At 47.1% G+C, this 24,674-nt stretch carries 21 protein-coding genes and 1 pseudogene; 12 read left to right on the top strand and 10 right to left on the bottom strand.

What is annotated here, in order from left to right; all coding sequences use genetic code 11:
- Positions 1 to 72 precede the first annotated feature (72 nt).
- Together R7F07_RS03810 and R7F07_RS03805 are read right to left on the bottom strand one after the other, a co-directional pair.
- Positions 73 to 975, bottom strand: a complete 903-nt coding sequence (locus R7F07_RS03810) for a LysR family transcriptional regulator (protein ID WP_017819836.1) — start codon at positions 973 to 975, stop codon at positions 73 to 75.
- An 80-nt stretch (positions 976 to 1,055) separates the two neighbouring features.
- The gene (locus R7F07_RS03805) at positions 1,056 to 1,925 is read right to left on the bottom strand and encodes an AraC family transcriptional regulator (protein WP_017819835.1); all 870 of its coding nucleotides are present in this window, start codon (positions 1,923 to 1,925) and stop codon (positions 1,056 to 1,058) included.
- Between the two features lie 125 nt (positions 1,926 to 2,050).
- On the opposite strand from R7F07_RS03805, the gene R7F07_RS03800 reads away from it, so the two are divergent.
- Both R7F07_RS03800 and R7F07_RS03795 read left to right on the top strand, forming a co-directional pair.
- On the top strand, positions 2,051 to 3,199 hold the full coding sequence (locus R7F07_RS03800; protein WP_017819834.1) for a PLP-dependent aminotransferase family protein: 1,149 nt from the start codon (positions 2,051 to 2,053) through the stop codon (positions 3,197 to 3,199).
- Between the two features lie 411 nt (positions 3,200 to 3,610).
- A complete protein-coding gene (locus tag R7F07_RS03795) occupies positions 3,611 to 4,639 on the top strand; it encodes a hypothetical protein (protein WP_017819833.1) in 1,029 nt (342 codons plus the stop codon).
- 79 nt (positions 4,640 to 4,718) lie between these two features.
- On the opposite strand, the gene R7F07_RS03790 is transcribed toward R7F07_RS03795, so the two are convergent.
- On the bottom strand, positions 4,719 to 5,045 hold the full coding sequence (locus R7F07_RS03790) for a DUF4156 domain-containing protein (RefSeq protein WP_017819832.1): 327 nt from the start codon (positions 5,043 to 5,045) through the stop codon (positions 4,719 to 4,721).
- A gap of 224 nt (positions 5,046 to 5,269) precedes the next feature.
- Between R7F07_RS03790 and R7F07_RS03785 the strand changes: the two genes are divergently transcribed.
- Positions 5,270 to 5,980 (top strand): biotin/lipoate A/B protein ligase family protein, encoded by a 711-nt coding sequence (locus R7F07_RS03785; protein WP_005373753.1) that lies wholly within the window; start codon positions 5,270 to 5,272, stop codon positions 5,978 to 5,980.
- A gap of 59 nt (positions 5,981 to 6,039) precedes the next feature.
- Here R7F07_RS03785 and R7F07_RS25600 read toward each other — a convergent pair.
- A pseudogene (locus R7F07_RS25600) lies at positions 6,040 to 6,117 on the bottom strand (VOC family protein); the annotation flags it as partial.
- Positions 6,118 to 6,265: 148 nt separating this feature from the next.
- Here R7F07_RS25600 and R7F07_RS03780 point away from each other — a divergent pair.
- Positions 6,266 to 7,834 carry a DEAD/DEAH box helicase gene (locus R7F07_RS03780; RefSeq protein ID WP_171342631.1) on the top strand — a complete coding sequence of 523 codons (1,569 nt, stop codon included), beginning with the start codon at positions 6,266 to 6,268 and terminating at the stop codon, positions 7,832 to 7,834.
- Positions 7,835 to 7,939: 105 nt separating this feature from the next.
- Here the strand turns inward: R7F07_RS03780 and R7F07_RS03775 are convergent, their stop codons facing one another.
- Positions 7,940 to 10,819 carry an MGH1-like glycoside hydrolase domain-containing protein gene (locus R7F07_RS03775; RefSeq protein ID WP_171342632.1) on the bottom strand — a complete coding sequence of 960 codons (2,880 nt, stop codon included), beginning with the start codon at positions 10,817 to 10,819 and terminating at the stop codon, positions 7,940 to 7,942.
- 220 nt (positions 10,820 to 11,039) lie between these two features.
- Between R7F07_RS03775 and R7F07_RS03770 the strand changes: the two genes are divergently transcribed.
- Entirely contained in the window at positions 11,040 to 11,951 is a 912-nt protein-coding gene (locus tag R7F07_RS03770) for a LysR family transcriptional regulator (RefSeq protein ID WP_171342633.1), read from the top strand.
- Here R7F07_RS03770 and R7F07_RS03765 read toward each other — a convergent pair.
- Positions 11,904 to 12,839 carry a LysR family transcriptional regulator gene (locus R7F07_RS03765; RefSeq protein ID WP_318110446.1) on the bottom strand — a complete coding sequence of 312 codons (936 nt, stop codon included), beginning with the start codon at positions 12,837 to 12,839 and terminating at the stop codon, positions 11,904 to 11,906. The two genes, R7F07_RS03770 and R7F07_RS03765, sit on opposite strands and share 48 nt — an antisense overlap.
- Positions 12,840 to 13,038: 199 nt before the next feature.
- Between R7F07_RS03765 and grxB the strand changes: the two genes are divergently transcribed.
- Together grxB and R7F07_RS03755 are read left to right on the top strand one after the other, a co-directional pair.
- Positions 13,039 to 13,668, top strand: a complete 630-nt coding sequence (gene grxB, locus R7F07_RS03760) for a glutaredoxin 2 (RefSeq protein WP_054729335.1) — start codon at positions 13,039 to 13,041, stop codon at positions 13,666 to 13,668.
- A 10-nt stretch (positions 13,669 to 13,678) separates the two neighbouring features.
- On the top strand, positions 13,679 to 14,803 hold the full coding sequence (locus tag R7F07_RS03755; protein WP_171342634.1) for an alkene reductase: 1,125 nt from the start codon (positions 13,679 to 13,681) through the stop codon (positions 14,801 to 14,803).
- Positions 14,804 to 14,885: 82 nt separating this feature from the next.
- On the opposite strand, the gene R7F07_RS03750 is transcribed toward R7F07_RS03755, so the two are convergent.
- Genes R7F07_RS03750 through R7F07_RS03740 form a run of 3 tightly spaced genes read right to left on the bottom strand, consistent with a single transcriptional unit; the run spans position 14,886 to position 17,263 of the window.
- Positions 14,886 to 15,944, bottom strand: coding sequence for a zinc-binding dehydrogenase (locus tag R7F07_RS03750; protein WP_064369391.1), 1,059 nt, complete (start codon positions 15,942 to 15,944; stop codon positions 14,886 to 14,888).
- A gap of 4 nt (positions 15,945 to 15,948) precedes the next feature.
- A complete protein-coding gene (locus tag R7F07_RS03745) occupies positions 15,949 to 16,461 on the bottom strand; it encodes a 2,4'-dihydroxyacetophenone dioxygenase family protein (protein WP_171342635.1) in 513 nt (170 codons plus the stop codon).
- A gap of 40 nt (positions 16,462 to 16,501) precedes the next feature.
- On the bottom strand, positions 16,502 to 17,263 hold the full coding sequence (locus R7F07_RS03740; protein WP_025767974.1) for an SDR family NAD(P)-dependent oxidoreductase: 762 nt from the start codon (positions 17,261 to 17,263) through the stop codon (positions 16,502 to 16,504).
- A gap of 131 nt (positions 17,264 to 17,394) precedes the next feature.
- Here R7F07_RS03740 and R7F07_RS03735 point away from each other — a divergent pair, with 131 nt between their 5' ends.
- Positions 17,395 to 18,417, top strand: a complete 1,023-nt coding sequence (locus tag R7F07_RS03735) for a helix-turn-helix transcriptional regulator (protein WP_138940058.1) — start codon at positions 17,395 to 17,397, stop codon at positions 18,415 to 18,417.
- A gap of 20 nt (positions 18,418 to 18,437) precedes the next feature.
- Here R7F07_RS03735 and R7F07_RS03730 read toward each other — a convergent pair whose 3' ends face one another.
- Positions 18,438 to 19,871 (bottom strand): PLP-dependent aminotransferase family protein, encoded by a 1,434-nt coding sequence (locus tag R7F07_RS03730; RefSeq protein WP_080996812.1) that lies wholly within the window; start codon positions 19,869 to 19,871, stop codon positions 18,438 to 18,440.
- Positions 19,872 to 20,142: 271 nt separating this feature from the next.
- On the opposite strand from R7F07_RS03730, the gene doeA reads away from it, so the two are divergent.
- From doeA to R7F07_RS03710, 4 genes are all read left to right on the top strand, one after another.
- Positions 20,143 to 21,330 (top strand): ectoine hydrolase DoeA, encoded by a 1,188-nt coding sequence (doeA, locus tag R7F07_RS03725; RefSeq protein WP_005373780.1) that lies wholly within the window; start codon positions 20,143 to 20,145, stop codon positions 21,328 to 21,330.
- A gap of 54 nt (positions 21,331 to 21,384) precedes the next feature.
- Positions 21,385 to 22,392, top strand: a complete 1,008-nt coding sequence (doeB, locus tag R7F07_RS03720; protein ID WP_005373782.1) for a N(2)-acetyl-L-2,4-diaminobutanoate deacetylase DoeB — start codon at positions 21,385 to 21,387, stop codon at positions 22,390 to 22,392.
- Between the two features lie 123 nt (positions 22,393 to 22,515).
- Complete coding sequence (locus R7F07_RS03715; protein WP_005387046.1) at positions 22,516 to 22,995, top strand: Lrp/AsnC family transcriptional regulator; 480 nt, start codon at positions 22,516 to 22,518, stop codon at positions 22,993 to 22,995.
- Positions 22,996 to 23,150: 155 nt separating this feature from the next.
- Positions 23,151 to 24,671 carry an NAD-dependent succinate-semialdehyde dehydrogenase gene (locus R7F07_RS03710; RefSeq protein ID WP_171342636.1) on the top strand — a complete coding sequence of 507 codons (1,521 nt, stop codon included), beginning with the start codon at positions 23,151 to 23,153 and terminating at the stop codon, positions 24,669 to 24,671.
- The last annotated feature ends 3 nt before the right edge of the window (positions 24,672 to 24,674 follow it).

Here is a 24,674-nt window from a genome sequence, read left to right as displayed (position 1 = left end):
ATTAAGAATTATCTTGAGGTTCGTTTTTATTCGGACCTTAAAAACAATGTATTCGATAATTGAAACTTATTATCACTTTTCCGCAAACTCCCAATAAGGTGGCGTGCCATAGTATTCAGCAAAGTAATCAATAAAAGCACGCACCTTAGGCGCAATTAAACGAGAGCTTGGGTACACAGCCCAAATCCCAGCATCCATCGCTAAAGGGTGATCTTCGAGTACTTCCACTAGCTGACCACTTTGTAATTCTTGATAAACACTCCAAACCGAGTTGATAGAAATACCTAACCCGTTTACCGTCGCGTCTCTCATCGCATCACCATTATCGGTTTTAAAACGACCAGAAGTTCTTACATTGAACATTCCATCTTTTGTATTGAATGACCAATTATTCATTCCAACTAAGTTAATACATTCATGATTCGCCAAGTCTTGGGGCTTGTTAGGTCTCCCAAATTGTTCAATATAATCTGGTGATGCAACGATAATACGACGATCTGGCGCAAGCTTTCTTGCAACCAATGAAGAATCTTTCAACTCAGCGACACGAATGGCGACATCAAAACCTCCCTCAACCAGATCAATAATGGAATCAGAAAATCGGCAGTCCACGGTTAACCCTGGGTAACGCGCCATAAAACCTTTTAATGCGGGCACAATATGCAAGCGACCAAAAGTTGCAGAGGCGGTTATACGTAATACTCCCGTTGGCGCACTCTGCCCTGAGCCAACAGCTCCCCTTGCTGCCTCCACTGTTGCAAGGACCTCCTCCGCGTGAGGTAAAAAAGCCTGCCCCTCTTCAGTTAAGGAAACTTTGCGTGTGGTGCGATGAACTAAACGAACTCCTAAGCTGTCCTCAAGTTTATTGATGTGTGCGCTAGCGACAGCAGGAGAAAGTCCAAGCTCCTGACCAGCCATGCTGATGTTGTGTGTCGAAGCCAAACGGACAAATAGCTTTACATGATCGATGTTCATTTAATTTTCAATTATTTGTAAAAAATCACCATATAGAGCTTAGCATTTTCTTCCTTACGGATAGTAAATAAATACTCCAATTAGAAAAAGCTGATGGGCAGATAGAAGTCCAGCTCAAACGCCTCATCATGGCTAAGGAAATGGTTTTTCTGATAGTGAACATAAGCGGGTGTAGAACGCTGCTTAAAGCCTGAATTCGGCAACCACTTCTCTAACACCATACTCAATTGAGGAAGAAGCTCTCCATATACGCCTGTTAAGCGAAAAACAGCATGCAAACCACCCGGAATCGTCATTTGATTCACGACACCGCGTACTTTAAGCGGCTTATCAATCGCCATACAAGCCACATAGCGACACTTATCTAGCTCGACCCAAGCGGGGTTGGAGTGATGCAAACCATATTGAACCGAAAAGTCCCGATTCTCAGAGCTTGCCCACGCCTTCAAAATCAGCCACGCATTGCGAATGGAACGGCTATAACCCTCATGCCGCACATAAGCCGCAAAGCGTTGTGGAACCTCCATAATTTTAGGTTCTGGCAACTCGCGTTTAGCAACCCGATGATAACCCGCAGCCACTTCCGGATCTTTTAGATACGGCTTTTCTGCGACTTGTAAATCATGCTTTCGCCACGCACCAGGAGACATAGCGAACGTTGCTTTAAACGCTCGGCTAAAAGAAGATACCGAGCTAAAGCCGCACTTGTTAGCAATGTCTAACACCGATGAGCTGGTATCAAACATCAGTTGATTGGCGGCGTATTCCATTCTTGTTCGACGGATATATTGATGGACAGACTCCCCTACCACATCTTTAAAAATACGATGGAAGTGCTGTTCAGAATAGGCTGCTACATCTGCTAGCTCTTTAGCCGATAAATCTCTGCTAATGTCCTGGTGAATGTAAAACAGCACGTCATTGATTCTGGAAACTTGTTGATGGCTCACGGAGTAAACTTTCGCTTAAATAGCATAAATGGACATATTTAACAGCATAAATGGACACACCAAGCTTGGCAATTTACCTATACTATTTCTGACATAAAAAAAGACAATTACGAGAAGCACAGCACATGGAAATCGCACAGTCATTACAACAAACTAAGTCATCCTACATCCGAGAGATCCTCGCAGCAGCGAGCGATAAGAACGTCATTTCTCTTGCAGGTGGCTTGCCGGACGAAAAAACCTTCCCGATCGACTTAATGAAACCGACGCTCGAAAACCTCGCTAATATGCCAGAGGTGTTTCAATATGGCGCAACAGCAGGCTACGCCCCGCTACTTAACTTTTTGACCGATTATTACCAGCTGCCGGAATCTCATTTGGCTATGATCACAACGGGCTCTCAGCAAGGGCTAGATTTGATTGCGCGTGCGTACGTAAATCCGGGCGATAAAGTGGTGATGGAAGCACCGAGCTACCTTGGTGCTATGCAAGTATTCGGTCTAGTGCAAGCCAACATCGTGACCGTTTCACAAACCGAGTGTGGCCCAAACCTTGAAGAACTCGAACAGTGCTTTGCCACGCAGCAACCAAAAATGTTCTACGCCGTACCCGATTTTCACAACCCAACGGGCGTATGCTGGGCGCTAGAGACTCGCCAAAAAGTTGCCGAGCTTTGTATACAATACGACGTGGCGTTCATTGAAGACGCACCATACCGCGAGCTGCGTTTTTCTGGTGAAGCGCTTCCACTGGTTTCGGACTTCTGCCCACAGCACTCCATCGTATTGCGCTCTTTCTCCAAAATAGCTTCACCAGGCTTGCGTATTGGTGTAGTTACGGGCAAGAGTAGCTACCTTGAGCCACTCATCAAAATTAAACAAGGTGCCGATCTGCACTCTAGTATTCCTATGCAAGCTTTGCTGCATGGCCTGCTCCAACATGACAACTTCGAAACGCACATTTCAACCATCTGTGCGCTTTACAAATCACGTTACGATGTCATGTTTGCTGAACTACAAAAACAGCTGCCAGAAAGTTGCGTACTCAAACCCGTCGATGGTGGTATGTTCGTTTGGGTCGAGATTCCAGAATGTGACACCTTCGAACTGGCGAAAAACCTTCTCGCAAACTGGGTTGCTGTAGTGCCTAGCCCGGTCTTTTATCCAGAAGGTTCAAAGGTAAAAGCCGCTCTGCGTCTTAACTTTACCAATGCCACACCAGAAGAACTGACGACAGCTGTCTCTCGACTCGCGGATGTCCTCAACACGTTGTAATTGAACGCGAGTGTAAGAACCTGCCTTTGAGATTCAAAAAAAGTCTCAAAGGCAGCATCAAAAAAGTTCCCCAAAAAAATTTATATTTTTCCTTCAAATCAACTCTCTACAGTAAGTGCCTGTTTTCTCTTGAACCTCTCACTCATATAAAAATGAGAACTCAATCACGTATTTGATGGTTAGAAAAGTTACGTCTATCTTTCAGTCAAAGACATCAACTTCGCAGCGTTAATGCTCTCAATTTCAGACACTTTATCAATCGTGGCTTAGCGGTTGATAAACGACTAAAAAAGCATCTGTGGGCATACCCACTACGAAGGGTTGACCAGAACCATTCTGAATGTCGCGAGCCAATCTTTTGATTGGCAATTACGTCAGTGAATCGCACCAAATGACAGAGGGGTTATCAGGATGAATACTCGAACCACGACAGGACTCGTCACCATCGGCTGGTCCGTTACACTTTCACTTTTTACCGCATTCGCCGTGTATGCCAATACGTCGCCAAACTGTAGTGACGTATTAGCGGGCAACACAACTGCCGCATCGCAAAAAATGATGGTTTTATTGGGCGAAGACATCACCAAATCCAACCGTATCACTACGGTGATTCCAGCCGAAAACAATCCATTTGTGACCGAAGAACTGGTTTCGGTTTCTAACGACGTATCGCCAAACGGTCGTCTTTCACAAAAGAGTTTGGAAGAGATTCGGAAAGTCCGCTCAAATCTAGAGAAAGCAGCACAGGAAGTAAGCCGATTACAGGGCACTTTTGAAGTGGCTTTCATCAGTTTGATTGATGGTTACTGCCAATTTTCTAATCATAAACGTACTCAACATGCCAAAATCGACTTTGACCATTTGGAAGGCCTCACTTTGTATTCAATCCCCGCTTTAATAGCAATGGTCGATCAGTCGTACTACATGGCAAAGAATCGAATCGCTAATGAGCAGAAACAGTTAAGCGACATTGAAAAAGAGAAACAGAGGCAGAAACAGCAAGCAACCGCGGCTGCAGCCGCTCGTTACCAAGACGGTAACGTACTCGTAAGAGTCGAGAACTTTGATGGCGCTAATGTGACATTTTCCGTTACTAACATTGGTTCACAAGGATCATTGCAACCAAATTTCAACTCGTTTAATGCATATCGCACAGAAAGTGGAGAATTAATCTACAAGTCAGAATCTTTATTACACCTGGCGGATACTGCAGGTAACACACTTGAAACAATGGGTATCGCTGAGCTCTCATCACAAGGTGGAAGTGACATATCGATCTCTCCTGGAGAAACCCGAAAATTCGTTACTAGCATTGCTTCAGAAGTCGCGCCACATACACAGTTGAGCTTAGAGTTTCCAGCCAAAGTACTTAATACCGAGCGAGACTTTACGTTGTCGTTTTCTGATACATCAGCGGTGGCGACAGCAAACGTCAATTAACGCAAAGTCGCCAGTATTTGTAGAACGCATCAAAGACAGGCGAGCAGCGCCTGTCTTTCAATTATGAGCAAGAAAATCGCTACTGTTTGCACTTGTAAGCATTTGCAAACATCGTCACTGACGTAGAAAAGCTCAACGGTTGATACAAGTACAAGGTATCTGCGCCTAAATCCGCCGCCTTGATGCGCATTTGGTTTAGCGTCCCCCAAACCATGTCTTTATCTGCGTGAAACCAGTAGTCGTAAAAGTGTCCTTCTGAGCCGATCACGGTACCCATTAGTTCACAGTTTTCAATCGCATTCACATTGTCCCAAAGCACCTGTACTTGCTCAGATTCTTGAGTTGGGGACGTCACACATCCCGTTAATGATGCCGCTAACGCGAGAGTCATCACTCGCTTTTTCATACTTATATCGCCAAAATTTTTCATAGATGGCAGATTTTATGAATGGCTGATGTGATGACTAGCAAAAACTTTTTATCGCGTGTTCAAGCAGAATTAATGGACAACGGAAAAGATCCAAAAGGTGATCATGCAGCTAGCGAGCAAAAGCCTAATCACTCAGACCTAGCAATAAAGCTGTATCTGAGATACAACAGTAACGATTAAATAGCCGCGAGGGATAGAGTTTGGTTGCTAAAAATAAGCTAATTCGCTACACAGCTACGGAAGTCGCTGATGCATTTGACAAAGAAGATGAGCTCATTAAACAAGTTCAGTCCAACCAACTCTCGCAAGTGCTATTGCTTTGGCAAGTAAAAAGTCCAACGCTCGTGCTTCCCGCGGGTAAGAAATGGCCAGTGTCTAATGAGTTAGAACATGCGTTAAATACGTCTGGCTGGAAGCTCTTTTCTCGTAAAACCGGTGGTGCCCCAGTCCCTCAGGTGCCAGGTATTATCAATCTATCCCACATTTACCACTGGCCAGAAGGCGAGCCTTACAACATCAAAAAAGCGTATCTCGATTTATGTGCAATATTAACGGTTTTCTTTAAACAGCTCGGCGTGAAAGTGGATGTTCATGCTACGCCTTATTCCTACTGCGATGGCGAGTACAACCTCAACATTGGCGGGCAAAAAGTCGTGGGAACCGCGCAGCGTGTTTTACTTAAAAAAGGCGGCGGACAAGTGGTATTGTCACAAGCATGCATTCTGATTGATGCCGACGTCGAGAAGATTGTCGAACCAGTACGAATGTGTAATCAGCTTTGCGGTCACAGCGATGATATTCGTGGTGATGTCCACACACCGCTCTTCCATCATGTATCCGACCGCCCATCGGTAGATTCGCTCTTTCAGCAATTGACGAGTGCGTTTTTAACGCATGCAAAAGCGGAGTAATGAAAGGAGCAAGCCTCCCCCACACTCCGAACAGCATTTGATAAACTAAAACTGCATACCGTGATAGCGATGTAAGAATGGGCATCGCCAACGTAAAACCATTCAATCGATCGACCAAACCAGTTATCAGTTTTGCCTGCCAAAAAGAAATGAGATCCAGTTCAAATATTTATCCATGACGGAATTAGTTGAAGCCTGCGCGTAAAAGCCTCAGAATGTCGCACTTTTCGCACCGATTTGTTTTCGGCGCGTTGTTATCTAACTCTACAATTGAGAATCATACATATGGGTTTTACCTCGTTAGGTCTATCTGCTCCAATCCTTAAAGCTATTCAAGAGAAAGGCTACGACACCCCTTCGCCAATTCAGGCAAAAGCAATTCCTGCTATTTTGGAAGGGAAAGACGTAATGGCAGCAGCGCAGACTGGTACAGGTAAAACTGCAGGCTTTACGCTACCGATTCTTGAGCGTTTATCGAACGGCCCTCGCGTTCGTGCTAACCAAGTTCGAGCACTGATCCTAACGCCAACACGTGAGCTTGCAGCTCAGGTGCAAGAAAACGTGTTTATGTACGGCCGTCATCTTCCACTAAGCAGTGCGGTTGTTTTTGGTGGTGTGAAGATCAACCCGCAAATGCTGCGTCTTCGCAAAGGTGCGGATGTGTTGGTAGCAACACCAGGCCGCCTGATGGATTTGTACAACCAAAATGCAGTGAAGTTCGACCAACTAGAAGTTCTGGTACTGGATGAAGCTGACCGCATGTTGGATATGGGCTTTATCCGTGACATTCGTAAGATCCTAGCTCTGCTACCAAAACAACGTCAGAACCTACTGTTCTCGGCGACTTTCTCGGATGAGATCCGCGATCTTGCGAAAGGCTTGGTGAACAACCCGGTTGAGATTTCAGTGAACCCGGCAAACTCGACGGCGAGAACGGTTGAGCAAAGCATCTACCCAGCAGACGTGAAGAAAAAAGCACCGATGTTGGTTAAATTGATCAAAGACGGCGATTGGAAGCAAGTGCTGGTGTTTACGAAAACGAAACACGGCGCAAACCGTCTAGCGAAGTTCCTGATCGAACAAAATCTACCGGCTGCTGCCATCCACGGCAACAAGAGCCAAGGCGCACGTACCAAAGCACTGGCGGATTTCAAATCGGGTGAAATTCGTGTTTTGGTCGCGACGGACATTGCTGCGCGCGGTATTGATATTCCGCAATTACCGCAAGTGGTGAACTTTGAGCTACCGAAAGTGGCAGAAGACTACGTTCACCGTATTGGTCGTACTGGCCGCGCGGGCGAAGTAGGTAAAGCGATTTCACTGGTGTGTGCGCTAGAAGCATCTGAGTTGTTTGCGATTGAACGTTTGATTCAAGAAGTACTACCACGTAAAGAGTTGGAAGGTTTTGCGCCAACCAATGTGGTGCCAGAATCTAAACTGGATACTCGCCCAATCAAACCGAAAAAACCTAAGAAGCCGAAAAAACCAAAAGCGCCAAATGCTGCAAGTGAAAACGCCCCAGCAGCCGAAAAGAAAGCAGGCAATGGTGCAAACAAACCTAAACGTCGCTTCAACGGTGGTAACAACGGCAACAAAAACAGCACCAACCAAGGCGGTGCGGGCAAGCCTAAAGGCAACCGTGAAGGCCAAGGTCGTGCAAACAGCAAACCAGATGACCGCAAACCTAACGGCAACAAGCCAAATGGCAATAAACCGAATGGAAATAAACCAAACGGTAATAAGAGTGGCAACGCTGGTAAACCGTCAGGTAACCGCAAGCCAAACAATGCTAAACCTGCAGGAAACAAACCGTCAGGTCAGCGCCGTAAACCTCGTCCGCAGGCGGCAAACTAACCTGTAAACGGCCCCCGATAGCAAATACAACAAAGCCGCTGATAATCTCAGCGGCTTTGTTTTTCTTAGAACACAGTTTTTAGAACGCAGCTTTGTTAAAACAGCCTACATTAAAGGTGTGATTCGAATATCTGCGATTTGCGCTTCGTTTTTTTCACCCTCAATACCACCAGCGTAAATGTAGGTTTCATTCGATTTGAGGTAACTCATATTGAAGTGGTCCTTCAGCGCGATCTGATAGGTTTTCCCCTGCTCCAACGTCACTTCAATTGGCGTTGAGTAACGCATACCTTGGTTTTCACCAATATGGCCCATCTGCAAGTAACCTTGACCAACCACTTTACCTGCATCATCCAATACCTCTAACAATTTCACGGTGTTCGTGATGCCAGTATTAAGTTGCCCCAGGTTATTGTTGTACCAAGCATCGAACTGGTAAGTGCCCGTTACAGGAGCTGTAAACGACTCTGCACCTTTTACGATGGCACTCTCTTTGCTCACCGTAACCACTGAGACATTGTCTTTGAGTGGCTGATATTCGCCATCAAGTTTGATGCGGATCTCTTCACCGACACAAACTGGTTGGCTCGGATTAGAGCGGAAACCTTTATCGTTAATGCTTTCAGCCAAATAACACGCAAAACCTGTTGGCGTATCGGAATAAGATTGAGCAATCACGTTCTTTTGAATCAGCTCGCCATTGCGATACAAGTTCACGTTGTACTTGCTCATCACGTCAATCGAAACCGAATTATCAACGCTTTTTACCACCAATGTTGGCTCTTGCGGAGAATAAACGCGGCTATCTTCACTCACATACGGTTTCACCCCAGAAACTAAAGTAATGCTGCTATCTACATTCACAAGCGCGCCCAGTGTCACGTGGAAATGCCCCTCTTCGTCCATCGTGACATTTTCAACTGGGTAGTAACCTGTTTCATCTTTGCTTACTTCAGGCAAGTCAATCGTTACCGAGTAGTTCTTTCCTTTGAAGGCAAAGTTTTCCAACGTGATTTGTTCAGACTGAGCCAACAAGTTATTGCGCACCCAACTTGTGATAAATGGCTTCACTTCCAACTTACCTGTTTCGGTATGGATGCCAAATAGGGTCTCTACCACCATGTTCAAGTAGCCACCCACAGACCAAAGCTGACGCTGAGAGTTAATCACTGGGCCATCCAAGCTCGGATCTTCGCCATGATCACTATGGATGATGAATGACTTACCAGAAAGCCACTCTAAGTTTTCCATGTTGGATAAATTGGTCGCTGTACCACGAACCAACGATTGAATGGCATTGTTCGCTGCTGCCACGTTTTGTGTTTGATGCGCGGCGCGCAAGCTGTACGCGGTAACAAATGGCCAAATTGCGCGGTTATGGTACACAGGCACGTCTGGTTGTTGAGGGAAATAAACCGGCACGCCAAACTCACTGTGTGGGTAATTGGCCATGATTTGTTTCGCCTGCGCATCACTTGCCACACCACTGATGATCGCCAGTGCTTCGCCCAACATGTCATATTTGTCGACCGCGATGTCTTTGCCATTATCAAACAAATAACTTACGTACATACCGCGTTCGGCATTCCAAAACTGCTCGTTGATAGCGGTTTTTAGCTGTGCAGCCCACTCGGTGTATTTGACCGCGTTGGTTGAATCGTACTTCTCTGCCAACTTAGCCGCGAGCTGAATCGCGCGGTAGTGAACCACGTTTGTCGATAACGCTTTGCTGCTACCAATCGCATTGACATCGTTTGGCGTCCACGTTGAATACGTTTGCTCACGCCAATCAAGGAATGATTGCTCACCAGTGTATAAACCAGATTTCGCATCAAAAGCCGCCAGGCGATCGGCTTCAAGTGTATTACTGATCGCTTTGTAAGCGCGCTCGGCAAATTGGTTGTACTCTTCCCCATCTAATGCCGAAAGTAAGCGTTCAGCACCAAGCGCCCAAGTCGTGCGATCGGTACTGATTGGCCAACTGCCGCCAGTGCCCGTGTCTTGCACAATCTGCTCGCCATCGTATTGCTGATCGGTCGTGTCGCGGAAAGCAGACAATTTGAAATTCAAACCATTTTGCACCCGAGTTGGATTCATCAATGCAAGCGAAAGGTCTGCTGCGTACGCTAAATCACGCGTCCATACGTAATGCCACTTCGCGCCCGTCTCAAAAACTTCCGCTTTGATTGGGTTGTTGTAGTTGTAATTGCCGTCTTTGATTTCAGAAACGGCAAGCTGGTCTAGCTCTTTCATCGTCAACGCAAACAACGCGTCAAACGCGACATCACCCGACACCACTCGCGGCCCTGTTTGCTCATTAATCACTAAGCCTTGGTCGAGCGCATCACGCAATTCTGTCGTCGTTGAAATACCAAATTCACGCAGTTCAGCTTTAGGATCTTTCACCGAAAAAATCACGGTATCACTCGAGTCATCGTAATTGGCGAACAGTTTCACTTCTTTGCTCTGATGCCCTTCATGCACCATTGCAGGGTCGAGAATCGCATCAGAGTAGTATTTTTCCGCTTCTTCTTGCGTTGCTTTCGTCACAGTCATTGTCGCGCGACTTTCATCGGCAAAGCTCACAGAAAACTTGTAATACCCTTTGTCTTCAAACGTGATCTCAGAGTTGCAATCATCGTTCATACACGCTTCATTCGTGTCCGGTTTTGGCTGGTACTCCTGAGCTTTATCGAACGCCGCGGGCTCCTCAAAATAGGTGTATTGGATCTGCCAACCCGGATCAGCAATCTTGAACTGATTACTACCTCGAGCGACGCGCAGTACGGTTTCGTACTCGTTATTACCCAAATAGTTTAGCTTGGCATGCTCTGCCGTGCCCCAATCCCCATTTAAACCACGTAAATATAAGTCGGCTGAAATAATTGGTTTGTCGACCGGCACTGGCGCATCAGAAGAATCTGACCCACATCCAGCAAGACCAATACAAGACGCGACAGCAAGCGCAATAAAACTCGGTTTCATGTTCATCCCTTAGATTGTTGTTTTGGCGACAGTCTAAAGAACACCTTTTTGAGGGGAAAATAGGAAGTCAGGAGCGAGCTATAGATAACATCTATACGTTAGACCCCAACAGTGATGTAGATCTATGAAATGCGCATAATTTCAATCAAATGAGATTATAGATTTGTGATTTATAAATGAAATTGTGCAAAATACCCCTCGTTCTTAGAGGGGAAAGAAAATGGACAAATCTCTGCAGCAATTTTTACTGGTTGCACGCTGCCAAAGCATCAGTGCTGCGGCAAGAATGGCAGGGTTAAGCCAGCCAACGGTAACAAGCAATTTAAAGAAGCTGGAAGAGAATCTCGGCGTGACGCTGTTTGAACGTCACCCTAATGGCATGGTATTGACCGAATACGGACGCATCCTCTATCGCCATAGCAACGCGATGCAGCATGAATACAACCAAATGATGCAAAGCATTGATGAACGGAAACAATACCAAGTCGGAAAAATTAAAATGGGTACTGGCGATGCGTGGTGGCCGCTGTTCGTCCAAAAAGCACTCAATGAACATCTGACCAAGCAGCCTTCGGCATCTACGCACGTCGAATTTGGCAACCACTTAGGCTTGATGGATTCATTAATCAACGAACAGATTGAATTCTTCATCGGCCACGAGATTGTCGGCTTGTCGTCTAAATGTGATGTTACGTTTATTCCGCTATTTCAAACGGTTGATGCCTATTTTGTTTCCCCAAACCACCCACTTCTAGGGAAAACCGTCACCGAAGATATGCTGCACGAATACCCAGCTCTTTCGGTCACTTATGATGCTAAGAAATTCGCTCACGTCATCGATAACCCAATCCCGAAGCAAAATGAACGCGAAAGGCAGCAACTGGATGACAGACCGACTTACGAAGTGGATTCTCTGCTCGCCAGTATTGATGTACTGAAAGAAAGCGTCGCGGTGATGTCTTATACCGGGCACCTCAAACCGTATTTGGAATCCTTTGGCTTACGATGCTTAACCATGGAAAACGAACCAAACCCTGGCACCGTCGGGATTTATCGCCACCGCCGAGAAACCTCTGAATCGCATCTAGATCTGATTGCTGGCATCACTCAGCGCGCTAAATTGCTCAACTAGAAAGTCCAAAAACAGGCGAACTCTTTTCGGTTGATATTGGCGGCTTTGATAAATGACATGTAGATCCGCTTCAGCGCCTTGCGAAAAGGCGCTGAAGTTTTTCATATACCCATCCAAAACCGTTACTAAACGTTGTTTTTTGAGGTCTTGCTGAATATCTAAAATCGATTTCAACGCAATCCCCGCACCGTCCAACGCCCATTGTCGAATCACTTCACCATCATCAGAAAATCGCTTTGGCGTGACCGTGATCGATTGGTGAGACTCTTCATCTTTAAAGTGCCACGTTTTTAATTCTTCATTGCTGCGCACCATGGCTAAGCAGCGATGGTCCGCGAGATCTTGTGGACAGTTTGGGACACCTTGCTTCGACAAATAGTCAGGTGATGCGCACAGCACGCGTTGACTCGACGCCAGCCTGCGCGAAATGAGATTGCTGTCCGCTAACTCGCCATAACGAATCACCAAATCGAGCCCCGATTCAGCCAAGTTCGATAAATTGTCATTAAGATAAAGATAAGGCGTCACATCCGGATATTGCTCAGAAAAAGCCGACACCATCGGCGAAATAATTTGTTTGCCAATATCTCGTGGAGCTGAAATTTTCAACGTTCCGCGCACTTGCGAAATACCCGTTTGCAGCAAGTTTTCCGTCTCTTTCACGCTATCAATGATGTTAAGACAAGCTTGATGGTACATTGCCCCTGCGTCCGTGAGTGATACGTGGCGTGTGCTTCGGTTGAGCAGCTTTACGCCATAGCGTTCTTCTATCGCTTGCAGCCTTGCCGTTACCGTCGCCGGAGACAAACCTAACGCCCTTCCCGCCGCCGCCAGACCTTGATGTTTAACGATGCTGACAAACAACGTCATATCCGAAAACTTATCCATCTTCGTGCTCTTATTATTTGGAAAAACTGAATAATCAATTTAGATATTACCCAATTATCAAATTAAGTCGAATCCATATACTGACCCTATCGACATTGTTTAGACCCAGAACGTTATGTGACAGGGAAAAGTTAAACGCCGTAACGCTGTACAACGCACAACAACACGCCCTGCCCAGCCAAGAGATAGGAAACAAAAAATGAAACTGTACATTTATGAACATTGCCCCTTTAGCGCCCGCGTCCGTTTTGTTGCAGGCATGCTGAATATTAAGCTGGATGTCATCAACATTGCTTATAACGACGAGAGCACCACCACAAACCTCATCGGCGCAAAACAAGTTCCTCTTTTGATCAAAGACGATGGTGAAGCCATGGCGGAAAGCTTAGACATCATCAACTACTTCCTTGAATTGGCATCTTCCAGCGAAAACAGCCAACCCTCCAAACCGGTTTTAGACTGGCAAAAACAAGCGTTTTTACCGCTACAAAAAGTCGGGTATCCGCGTTGGTCAAACATGACGTTACCGGAATTTGCAACAGAAACCGCTAAACAAGCATGGCGTGCAAAAAAAGAAACCGAAGCGTTAAATTTTGAAGCTTTGATTAACGATACACCTGCGATTGCGAAAGAAGTCGCCGCTTTGATAGAACAAACCAAACCCTTGCTCAACCTAAGTTCAGAAAAGCAAACGTCACTGGTTGATCAAGCCATTATGTTTTCCATTCTACGCGGCTTTTTCAGTGCGCCCGAAGTGCAATGGGATCCAGCCGTACTTCACTGGATGGCAATCGCTCGTAAAGCAACCAACGTGCCTGTACTTATCTAAGGAGCGCAACATGCAACAAAGAACAAATAAGCTGTTTGAGCCAGCTCAACTGAAATCGTTGTCACTACAAAACCGTATTGTCATGGCACCAATGACTCGCGCACGCACCACTCAGCCGGGCAACATCCCGAATGAGATGATGGCAACGTATTATCAACAGCGCGCTTCTGCCGGGCTGATCATTTCCGAAGCCACGCAAATTTCGGACGATTCTCAAGGCTATTCGTTCACCCCTGGCGTTTACACCGATGCGCAAGTGGCGGGCTGGCAAGGTGTGACCCAAGCGGTCAAATCACAAGGCGCAGCGATGTTTTGTCAGCTATGGCATGTGGGCAGAGTGTCTCACCCAACATTCCAAAATGGTGAACAGCCTATCGCGCCATCTGCGCTCGCTCCGGTAGAGACGCAAGTTTGGATTGCAGATGAACAAGGCAACGGCAATATGGTCGATTGTGTTGAGCCTCGCGCCATGACACAAGCAGATATCAACCGAGTTGTCGGTGATTTCGCGAACGCAGCCAAACGCGCCATTGAATCGGGTTTTGATGGTGTAGAAATCCACGGCGGGAATGGGTATCTGATCGATCAGTTCTTAAGAACCAACTCAAACCATCGAACAGACAACTACGGCGGTTCACGAGAAAATCGTATCCGTTTTCTTATCGAAGTAGTGGAGGCAGTTATCGCCGCTGTTGGTGCGCATCGAGTTGGAGTGAGATTGGCACCATTCATTACCTTTAAAGATATGGACTGCCCAGATATCGTGCCAACGATCTTAGAGGCATCAAAACAGCTACAGGAGCGCGACATTGCCTACTTGCACTTGTCCGAGGCCGATTGGGCCGATGCACCAACGATTCCAGAGACGTTCCGAATCGAACTTAGAAAGCGCTTTCGCAACGCTATCATTGTCGCAGGTCGCTACAATCCTCAACGAGCAAACGAAGTGTTAGAGAAAGGCTACGCGGATCTTGTCGCATTCGGACGGCCATTCGTAGCAAACCCAGACTTAGTCTCTCGCTTGCAACATCACCATCCGTTGGCAGAACTCGATGGCTCAACGTTGTTTGGCGGAAACGAACGAGGCTACACCGATTACCCTGCTCTGCAACAGGAATGCGCAGAACAGGCCTAACAAAAAAGCCCCAACCTAGCTGCTACGGTTGGGGCTGTCACCAAACTAAAATTGGTTTTAGCTAGCTTAATCTGGCTAAGAGTTAAATCACTTCTAACGCGCCGCTGCGCCAAGGTTCGATAACGACTTTGATGTGATCATTTGGCGTCATTAACTTTGTAAATGCGTCTTCGACACCATCGATTCCCACTTTGGCGGTGAGCATTTTCTGCCAAGGCAACTTATGTTCGGCAATCGCTTGTAGGCATTGCTCAAACTCGTGCGGTTGGTAGTAGTAAGAGAATCTCAAATCGAGCTCTTTTACCGTCGCGTACGCGTAGTTAATGATTGCGGGTGTCGTATGGATACCCGAGATGACGATTCGCGCTCGGGCAGGAGCGCGGCGCAGAAAATCGTCAATCAAGGTATGCTTGCCAACACACTCATAAATGACCAGGCGTGAATTCATCGCGTACTGCTCACCAACGGCGATCTCGTCTTCCTTGGTCGGGTTGATCAATCGATTTGCGCCAAACTCGCTGGCAAGTTGCAGCTTTTCTTCCTGAAGATCGACCGCAAGAATATTGCTGACGCCACGTTGTTTCAGTGCAGCAATCACCGCCAGCCCTATAGGGCCGCAACCGACAACCAGCGCTGTTTCTTCCGTTTCGATTTCACTGCGGTTGACCGCGTGCAAACCGACCGCTAGTGGTTCGGTTAATGCCGCCGCCTCAGACGGCATTCCGTCTGGCACAGGTAGCAATAACGCTTCATCAAGCAGGAAATACTCAGAGTAAGCGCCATAAGTACCCGGAGTAACACCAACGCCCGCGCCATTTTGGCTGAGCAACATCGGCACTGAGGTGACTCGGCTACCAACGGACAACGTTTGCTGCGTATCGGCACCGTATTCGATAATTTCCGCACAGAACTCATGCCCCAACATCACTTGAGCGTGCTCACCGGCTTCATCAGGCATCAACCCGAGCTGGTGGAATACATCAAATACCTCATCCGCGTGTCGAGTAATGTGAAGGTCGGAGCCACAAATGCCACAAGCTAGACTACGAACCAACACTTGTCCCGCTGCAGGTTTGGGGATTTCGACTTGCTTCAGGCGGACACTACCATCCTGCATTATGATACTGTTCATCTGTTGCATGGGGTTACTCCGCTAGCTCATCGCTTAGGCCAGCAATCGCACCCGGTTTGATGTAGCGCGCAGTGAAGCCTTGTGCTTTCGCTGTTGCAATAACAACTTGCTCAATCCAACCTGCATCCATGATGTTGATGAAGTTACCCTCGTCGTCAAAGTTAATGTTCGCACCTTGGATCACCATAAAGCCATCTGCACCACCCGACTCTTCTGGACAGTGAAAGGTATGAATCGAACCACCTGGCTCATACAAATAACTACCAGCGGTTTGGACTTGATCTGGGTACTCAATGTAGTGCCAAGCACCACTCAGCGTATAGAAATGCACCACACCAGTGTGGAAGTGCTTAGGCAGAGTGATACCCGATTTGAACTTGGCGCGAATCACCCAAGTCCCGTTTTCTGGGTCAAGAAACAATGGGTAAACATCCACACCCGGTAGCGCGTCTTTGATGATCGACTCTTCATTGATATTAAGAGTTAATAAGAAATCTTGGTGCTGAATAACTTCTGGTAATGACATAACTTACATCCTCGCTATTGCTGTAATGTGGCGTACTCGCCTATCCCATAAGTGGGTACTTAAAATTCTCGAAACCGTCAGATGCGCTGATGGTACAACCGTTGATACAGTTGGCTTTCTCGCTGACCAGAAACGCCACCACATCAGCAATCTCTTCTGGTTGTGTGAAGTTTTGACGCATCTGTTCTTTGCGGATGTGGTCCCACAGGCCAATCTCTTCGTATTGCCTTAACATCGGAGTATCAACGCGTCCCGGAGCGACAGCGCAAACACGAATACCCAATGGTGCGAGTTCTAATGCGGCGCATTTGGTCATCATATCGACTGCGGCTTTACTGACGTTGTAGGTAAAGGTCATCTCAGACGCCATTCGTGCGTAAACAGAAGAAGTATTGAGGATCACGCCCGGCGTGCCTTGCGCTTGGAATTGTCTTCCAGAGGCAAGAATGCCGTAGTAAACGCCATTTTGGTTGACCTTAGAGATCGGCTCAAAATCGACAATTGGGTCGTGGTCAAGCAGAGGTTTCGGTGCACCGATGCCCGCGTTGTTGACCATGATGTCAAGCGAGCCAAACTGTTCAACCGCGCACTTCACCATAGCTTCAACTTGTTGGTAATCGGTGACGTCCGCGACAAAGGTTCCCAACTGCTTTGGGTCAAAACTTGTGTACATTTGCAGTGATTGTTCTGAAATATCGACAGCAAGCACTTTGGCTCCTTGCTCTCTCAGCTTTGCAATGATGGCTTGGCCAATTCCACCAGCTGCCCCAGTCACAATGGCCGTTTTATTGATAAGTTCCATACACCTTCTCATCCATGCTTTGTTGTTATCAAAATGTAACCTAGATCAACTCACTGACACTCACTTGACCTTTTGCGAAGTAAATTTGATACATTGCGACTTACAACCTGTTAACATTTAAAAATCGAGACATGTATATCGTACGAAGTGGCGCTGCCGATAAATTTGATAACTTGGTTTCCGAACTGGGGCAGAATCCGGTTGAGATTATGGCTGCCGTCGGGCTGTCTGCGGCGCAGTTTCGCAATCCCGATACGTATCTCGCCTACCCTAGGCTGGCTGAATTGCTGGAGGAAGCGGCTGCTCGTTGTCAGCAACCGCTGTTTGGCGTGTTGCTCGCCGAGCGTCAAAACCTACAGAGCTTGGGAGACTTACCAATGCTGGTTTCCCGGGCGCAAACGGTCGGTGAAGCCTTGGCGCGGGTGAATGATTTTCTCTATCTGCATTCGTCAGGGGTCACTCTCAACATGACGCCACAAGATGATTGGGTACGGTTGTCGCTCAATATTGATGTGCACAGCGAACGAGGTATCGCGCAGTTGATGCAGCTCAGTGTGTCGCATCTGGCGATGTTTATTGCCAGTCTGCTTGATATTGAAGCAAGTCACTTCGCGCTACATTTGACTCAACACGCAACATTGGAAGTAGAAAAAAGCAAGTTTGCCCAGCAGAACAAACTGCGTTTCGGTGATAAGTTTGACGGTATCCTACTTAAAGCGACTCTGCTTAACGCTAAGAACCACCAAGATGAAGACGCACTAGAGCGCCATTTTCAACAGCACCTCAAAGAGCTGCAAACCCGTTACCCCAACAATCTCAGTGACCAAGCAGCAAACATGATTGGCCGTTTGCTATCGACCGGAGAATGCAGCGTGGAGCGTGTCGCCAGAGCATTGGATTTACACCCGAGAATGCTGCAAAGCAAGCTAAAGCAGCAGGGCACGAGTTATCGACAGCTACTGCAGCAAGTGCGTCAGGATTTCGCCGAGCAGCGTTTAAGTGAGAATATTCAGAGTATTACCGATATCGCGTTGCAACTGGGCTATGCAGAAACTGCGGTATTCAGCCGCCACTTTCGCCGTTGGACGGGGAAATCGCCGAGACAATGGCGACAAGAAAAAACTCAGTTACAAACGTTTAAGCCCATCAGATAAAAGCATAAATAACCTATCGCTCAGACCAAAAAGTGTGAGGTGGGAGGGTTGGTATCGAGAATTTCAGCAATCACAGATAACCCGTGTTTGATGTAGCCTCGGTTTGTTTCTGCTCCCAAACTGATTCGCACGTAAGGCATTGGCTGATTTGTATCGAGAACAAACGGTTTATATCCCGTAATCTGCACCCCTGAACGCTTTGCCGAAGCAACCAGGTCATCGCTATTCCACTGCTCGGGTAGTCTCAACCAAATGTGCTGTCCATTCGGGTGCGAGCTATAAACATGCCCTTCTAAAGCGGCTTTTGCTATTCGTTGTCGCTTAGCAAACTCATTGACTTGAAAGCGAATAAGTCGATTTAACGTACCGTTCTCGATCCACAAATGAGCAACTTCAAATGGTAATGGAGTCGCAGACCAACTCGTTGCGGCTAAACGACCAATCGCGTGCTGCAAAAAATGACGTGGGACCGTCAGATAGCCAGTGCGCATGCCTGGCGCTACAACTTTGGTTAAACTGGTTACATAGAAAGCTTGTTCGGGTAACAATGTGGCAAGGGGTGGGACACGGTTAGGTTCTAGTGCTCCATACACGTCATCTTCAATGACATAGATGTCGTATTGCTGCGCAATATTCGCTATCGCCTCTCGGCGTGCAAGATCCATATGCGCACTAGTCGGGTTAGCCATGCTAGGTGTGCAACACAATACCTTGATTGGTTTGTGTTTACATGCCCATTCAAATGCATCCGGCGTTATACCAAACTCATCCATTTCAAGTGGTTGCAACTTAAATCCAAGCATTCTCGAGCGAGAGATCAAGCCATGATCAACCAAGTGACCACAAGCAACTAAATCACCGTGTTCAACAACTGTGCTTAAAGCCAACGTTAAACCATGGCATGCACCATTTGTGAGTAATATCTGATCGGCACCCACATCCAGCCCTTGGCTACTTAGAAATCGTGCCCCTGACTCAATATGATGAGGCTGACCTGTTACCGGCTTTGCTTTACTGATCAAACCACGATTGTTTGTTTGCCCAGCAATCTCCATTAACGCCTGATTAAAAAGCGTAATGTGGCGATCGGTCACCACTGGATGTGCAATCGACATATCAATTTCATCCGGCGTTTCTTTCATCTCTTGTGTCAGCATGAACTCCGTGTCCGTACTTTCATCCACAAAACCTGATTTGACAAAAGTACCATTCCCAACCCAAGACTCGATCGCCCCTTTTTTCTCTGCATAACCATATGCATGGCTCACCGTTTGTACGCTGACGCCAATTTGCTCTGCAAACTCACGATGTGTGGGTAATCGAGTCCCCGGTTTTAGATAACCACTGCGGACACATTCGACAAGATAGTTACCAATGGAGATGTATTTAGCGGTGCCTGGCCGAATGATCGGGTTCAAAGAAATTGTCATGACACAATATTTTAATTGATTCATTTTTAACGCTCATTGTAACTTCCATTTAACAAACAGCGAACTTTAACTCACAAAATGAGGTGAAATGCACAAAAATAAACCACAATTGTAATGATTGACATGAAATGTATGGGTTAAACAAACATGTTAAACAGCATCGTTCAATCCAAATACAACCCCAGAGGTAAATTGCAATCATTTTTAACGCAGATCTGGCTAGCTGGTAGAAGGTAGAAATACCTCAGCGTCTCCGAAGGCCCATAAGGCGTCGGATTTCTAACAAGGAGAAAATATGAGAGGCGTTGCTTTGCATTTTACACTGGATGAGTTCCAGGATCGGTTAACGAAAGTTCGGCAATCGATGGAAGAAAGAGAATTGGATGTCCTTATCATTCATGACCCTTCTAACATGGCGTGGCTGACAGGCTATGATGGGTGGTCTTTTTACGTGCCACAATGTGTCGTTGTTGGTCCATCTGATGAACCTGTTTGGTTTGGACGCTGCCAAGATGCCAACGGAGCATACAGGACTGCGTATATGTCGGCAGAAAACATTACCTACTATCCAGACCATTATGTAATGAACCCGCCGTTACACCCGATGGATTTCCTAGTCGAAGCCGTACTGGCTCCGCGCCTTTGGGATCGTGGTCGCATCGGCGTAGAAAAAGATAACTATTACTTTAGCGCCACCGCTTACGAATCACTCACTACGCACCTACCGAATGCTCAACTTCTCGATGCAACTGGACTAGTCAACTGGTGCCGCGCCGTTAAATCCGATCAAGAACTGGCGTACATGTACCGTGCCGCTCGCATTGTTGAAAATATGCACCGCGTCGCGTTCGACATGATTGAACCTGGATTACCGAAACACCACCTTGTTGCCGAGATTAACCGCCAAGCCGTGCTCGGGCATGAAGACCACTTTGGCGATTACACCGCGATTGTGCCGCTTTTGCCATCAGGTTCTGATGCTTCCGCACCTCACCTGACTTGGGATGACAGACCCTTCAAGAAAGGCGAAGGGACGTTTTTTGAAATCGCAGGGGCGCACCGCCGTTACCATTGCCCACTCTCACGCACTATTTTTCTTGGCGAGCCTGACGACAAGTTTAAACGAGCCGACGAAGCCCTAACTCTAGGACTTGAAGCGGGCTTGAAAGTGGCAAAGCCCGGAAATACCTGCGCCGACATCGCCAATGCACTAAACCAGGTTCTCGATAAAGCGGGATTCTCACGCGAAGGCGCCCGTTGTGGCTATCCAATAGGTTTGAGCTACCCGCCAGATTGGGGGGAACGAACCATGAGTTTGCGAGACACCGATAAAACCATCTTGAGAGAAGGTATGACATTCCATTTTATGCCGGGGCTGTGGTTCAAAGATTGGGGGTTAGAAACAACGGAAAGTATCGTCATTACCCATGATGGAGCAAAAACATTGTGTGATTTTCCACGCCACTTATTTGTTAAACACTAATTTTTCAAACCTTAAGCTCTGTTGAGCCAGGTCTGAGAACTAAAAGGACTTGATATGCAAAAAAGCTCGATCACAGCCACCATAGACTTTGACCGAGAAGGTGTACAGCACGGCTTTTTAACGCTGCCCTATTCACATGACGACTCCGCTTGGGGCAGTATTATGATACCTATCACCGTGATCAAAAATGGTCACGGACCAACCGCACTGCTTACTGGCGGTAATCACGGAGACGAATACGAAGGCATCACCAGCCTGCTAAAATTGACGAACTCGCTTCAGGCAGATCAAATCCAAGGTCGTGTCATTATTGTACCCATGATGAACTTACCTGCGGTACAAAATGCCTCACGTACGTCGTTTATCGATAAAGGGAATTTAAATCGCAGCTTTCCCGGCAACCCCATAGGCACAGTGACCGAGAAAATTGCGGATTATTTTACTCGTTACCTAGTTCCTAAGTGCGATTTTGCGTTAGACATTCACTCAGGTGGTAAAACGTTAGATATCGTGCCGTTCGCCGCTGCCCATCGTCTCGACAATCTCGATCAAGAAGAAGCCTGCATATTAGGTGCAAAACTGTTTGGCGCACCTTACACCATGATCTTGCTCGAAATGGACGCCACCAGCCTGTATGACACTGCCGTGGAGTCTCAGGGAAAAATCTTTGTTACCACCGAACTAAGAGGAGGCGGAACCAGCACTCCAGAAACCATCGCTTATTCCGACCGTGGCATTCGCAACTTCTTACGCTTCTCAGGCAACTTGCCCGGTGACTACGAACAACCAACCCAACCAACTAAGTTATTAGATATGCCTGATGCAAGTTGTTATGTGCAAAGCCAGCACCACGGCATCACAGAATACTTATTTGATCTTGGCGATACCGTCAAAAAGGGAGATGTATTAGTGAGAATCTTCTCGACCGAGCGCACAGGTACCGCCCCCGTTGAGTACAAGTCACAGCGCAATGGTATTTTCGCGGCACGTCGTTTTCCTGCTATGGTGAATATCGGTGACACTATCGCAGTTATAGCCGAAGACTGCGGCGAGATAGGCTGATTGAAAAGCCAACTAAAGAAATCAAAACAAATGGCATACCAGAAGCAAACTGGAAAGCACCTTATAACAGCGACCAGTCATCAGCCTTTATGAAATGATTAGTATTCAACAGGGAGACTCATAATGCGCCTCGATCGCTACGACGTAAAAATTCTACAAATACTTCATGATAATGGTCGTATCACCAAATCTCACCTTGCCGAGGCCATCAACCTATCCGTGAGCCCTTGCTGGGAGCGCGTCAAAAAACTGGAAGAAGCAGGCATCATTGAAGGTTACGGAGCAAAAGTAAATACCGATATTTTGTTCAAACGAACGTCGGTTATGGTTGAAGTTACGCTCAAAGAACACAACGCCCAAGCGTTCAAACGCTTCGAGCAACTGGTTCAACATTCACCAGAAGTCACTGATTGCTATGCCACGGGCGGTGGTATCGATTACATCCTTAAAATTCAGTCAGAAGATATCGACCAATATCAGCGGCTTATCGACAACTGGTTAGACTCAGATGTGGGCATTGAGCGCTACTTTACTTACATTGTGACAAAAACAATCAAACGTGATGCGGGCACATTCGAAGTAAACCAAAACGCTTTGTTATAAAAGGGAAAATGCGTATCAGGCGTGAACAGAAAAAACACCATATTTAACGGCACTAAAAAGAAAGTTCTGACGTTTTAAACCTCGGTATCAGAAATTATTTCGGTCACTTCTCCATTACAGTTTCATTATGGACAACGATGCTGGGAGAAGGACTCATGACAGCACTGCACAGCTTACACGCTGAAGAATTAAAAGCCTCGCACGACATGATGGCGATAATGAAAGACGTACGTTTGGTGAGAGGTTTAGCGTACGTGAATGGCAAATGGGTAAGTGGTGATCAATTTCATCCGGTGGATAATCCAGCAGATGGCACGGTCATCGGTTACATCACTAAGCTATCTCAGCAACAACTCTATCAAGCGATTGATGAAGCCGACCAAGCCTTTCGTCAATGGCGAAAAATGCAAGCAGAAGAGCGCGCTGAAATTCTCATGCGTTGGCACGACCTGATTCTAGAATCAAAGCAAGATCTTGCTCATTTGATGGTGATGGAGCAAGGAAAAACACTAGGTGATGCTGTAGGTGAGATTGACTACGGCGCATCCTTTGTTCGTTGGTTTGCCGAAGAAGCACGCCGCAGCTATGGTGAAACCATCCCAAGTCATATTCCGAATGCGCAGCTATCAACCGTGCGCGAGCCGATTGGTGTCGCAGCACTGATTACGCCATGGAACTTTCCTAATGCCATGATCACACGCAAAGCCGCTGCCGCACTAGCAATAGGCTGTCCGGTGCTCATTAAGCCCGCCAGTGAAACGCCTTTTTCTGCGTTAGCGTTGGCAGAGTTAGCAGACCGAGCTGGCTTTCCACCTGGTGTCTTTAACGTGATCACTGGCGATGCGGTGATGGTGTCACAAGCCTTGTGTCACTCCGATAAAGTCAAAGCGCTCTCGTTCACAGGCTCAACTCGAGTAGGCAAACTATTGCTACGCGACGCGGCACAAACCGTGAAGAAGTGCAGTATGGAGCTAGGTGGTAACGCCCCTTTCATCGTGCTGCCAGATATGGATGTCGAGCAAGCAGCCAAAGCCGCCGTGGATGCGAAGTTTCAAACCGCAGGACAAGACTGCTTGGCCGCAAACCGTATATTCGTCCCTGACGATAAGTACGAAGCGTTTTTGGAAGCGTTTGCCAAAGAAATGAGCCACATCGTTTTGGGCGATGGCTTAGACGAAAAAACCACCATGGGACCACTTATTAATCGCACTGCGGTGGATAAAGCGCATGATTTGGTGCATGACGCGCTCGACAAAGGCGCGCGATTGGTAGCGGGATACCACCAGCCCGTACCAGGCGAAAACTTCTTCGCGCCGACATTGCTAGCCGATGTAACCCCTGAAATGGCGGTGTATCGCGAAGAGAATTTTTGTCCTGTGGCAGGCGTATTGCCTTACCAAGACTTAGATACCGTGATTGAAATGAGCAACGACACTGAGTACGGCTTAGCTGCCTATGTTTATGGTCACGATATTCACCAAATTTGGCACTGCATGCGCGGTTTGGAGTTTGGCATGGTGAGCGTGAACTCCGTCAAAATGACAGGGCACCCTATCCCATTCGGCGGCGTGAAACAGTCTGGTCTTGGACGAGAAGGAAGCCGTCACGGATTTGAAGAATACAGCGAAATCAAATACTGCTGCTTAGGCGCTTTACCAACCGTCAGTGGCAGTTGAGAC

It is taken from the genome of Vibrio sp. YT-16, from assembly GCF_033337405.1.
Classification (GTDB): domain Bacteria; phylum Pseudomonadota; class Gammaproteobacteria; order Enterobacterales; family Vibrionaceae; genus Vibrio; species Vibrio alginolyticus.
Note: the sequence above shows the minus strand (reverse complement) of the source record. Positions and strands in the feature narration are given on the sequence as shown.

What these genes read in the sequence shown, in the direction of transcription:
- R7F07_RS03810 (WP_017819836.1), bottom strand. Translation starts at nt 975, where the DNA reads ATGAACATCGATCATGTAAAGCTATTTGTCCGTTTGGCTTCGACACAC.
- R7F07_RS03800 (WP_017819834.1), top strand. Translation starts at nt 2,051, where the DNA reads ATGGAAATCGCACAGTCATTACAACAAACTAAGTCATCCTACATCCGA.
- R7F07_RS03795 (WP_017819833.1), top strand. Translation starts at nt 3,611, where the DNA reads ATGAATACTCGAACCACGACAGGACTCGTCACCATCGGCTGGTCCGTT.
- R7F07_RS03790 (WP_017819832.1), bottom strand. Translation starts at nt 5,045, where the DNA reads ATGAAAAAGCGAGTGATGACTCTCGCGTTAGCGGCATCATTAACGGGA.
- R7F07_RS03780 (WP_171342631.1), top strand. Translation starts at nt 6,266, where the DNA reads ATGGGTTTTACCTCGTTAGGTCTATCTGCTCCAATCCTTAAAGCTATT.
- R7F07_RS03775 (WP_171342632.1), bottom strand. Translation starts at nt 10,819, where the DNA reads ATGAAACCGAGTTTTATTGCGCTTGCTGTCGCGTCTTGTATTGGTCTT.
- R7F07_RS03770 (WP_171342633.1), top strand. Translation starts at nt 11,040, where the DNA reads ATGGACAAATCTCTGCAGCAATTTTTACTGGTTGCACGCTGCCAAAGC.
- R7F07_RS03765 (WP_318110446.1), bottom strand. Translation starts at nt 12,839, where the DNA reads ATGGATAAGTTTTCGGATATGACGTTGTTTGTCAGCATCGTTAAACAT.
- grxB (WP_054729335.1), top strand. Translation starts at nt 13,039, where the DNA reads ATGAAACTGTACATTTATGAACATTGCCCCTTTAGCGCCCGCGTCCGT.
- R7F07_RS03755 (WP_171342634.1), top strand. Translation starts at nt 13,679, where the DNA reads ATGCAACAAAGAACAAATAAGCTGTTTGAGCCAGCTCAACTGAAATCG.
- R7F07_RS03750 (WP_064369391.1), bottom strand. Translation starts at nt 15,944, where the DNA reads ATGCAACAGATGAACAGTATCATAATGCAGGATGGTAGTGTCCGCCTG.
- R7F07_RS03745 (WP_171342635.1), bottom strand. Translation starts at nt 16,461, where the DNA reads ATGTCATTACCAGAAGTTATTCAGCACCAAGATTTCTTATTAACTCTT.
- R7F07_RS03740 (WP_025767974.1), bottom strand. Translation starts at nt 17,263, where the DNA reads ATGGAACTTATCAATAAAACGGCCATTGTGACTGGGGCAGCTGGTGGA.
- R7F07_RS03735 (WP_138940058.1), top strand. Translation starts at nt 17,395, where the DNA reads ATGTATATCGTACGAAGTGGCGCTGCCGATAAATTTGATAACTTGGTT.
- R7F07_RS03730 (WP_080996812.1), bottom strand. Translation starts at nt 19,871, where the DNA reads ATGAATCAATTAAAATATTGTGTCATGACAATTTCTTTGAACCCGATC.
- doeA (WP_005373780.1), top strand. Translation starts at nt 20,143, where the DNA reads ATGAGAGGCGTTGCTTTGCATTTTACACTGGATGAGTTCCAGGATCGG.
- doeB (WP_005373782.1), top strand. Translation starts at nt 21,385, where the DNA reads ATGCAAAAAAGCTCGATCACAGCCACCATAGACTTTGACCGAGAAGGT.
- R7F07_RS03715 (WP_005387046.1), top strand. Translation starts at nt 22,516, where the DNA reads ATGCGCCTCGATCGCTACGACGTAAAAATTCTACAAATACTTCATGAT.
- R7F07_RS03710 (WP_171342636.1), top strand. Translation starts at nt 23,151, where the DNA reads ATGACAGCACTGCACAGCTTACACGCTGAAGAATTAAAAGCCTCGCAC.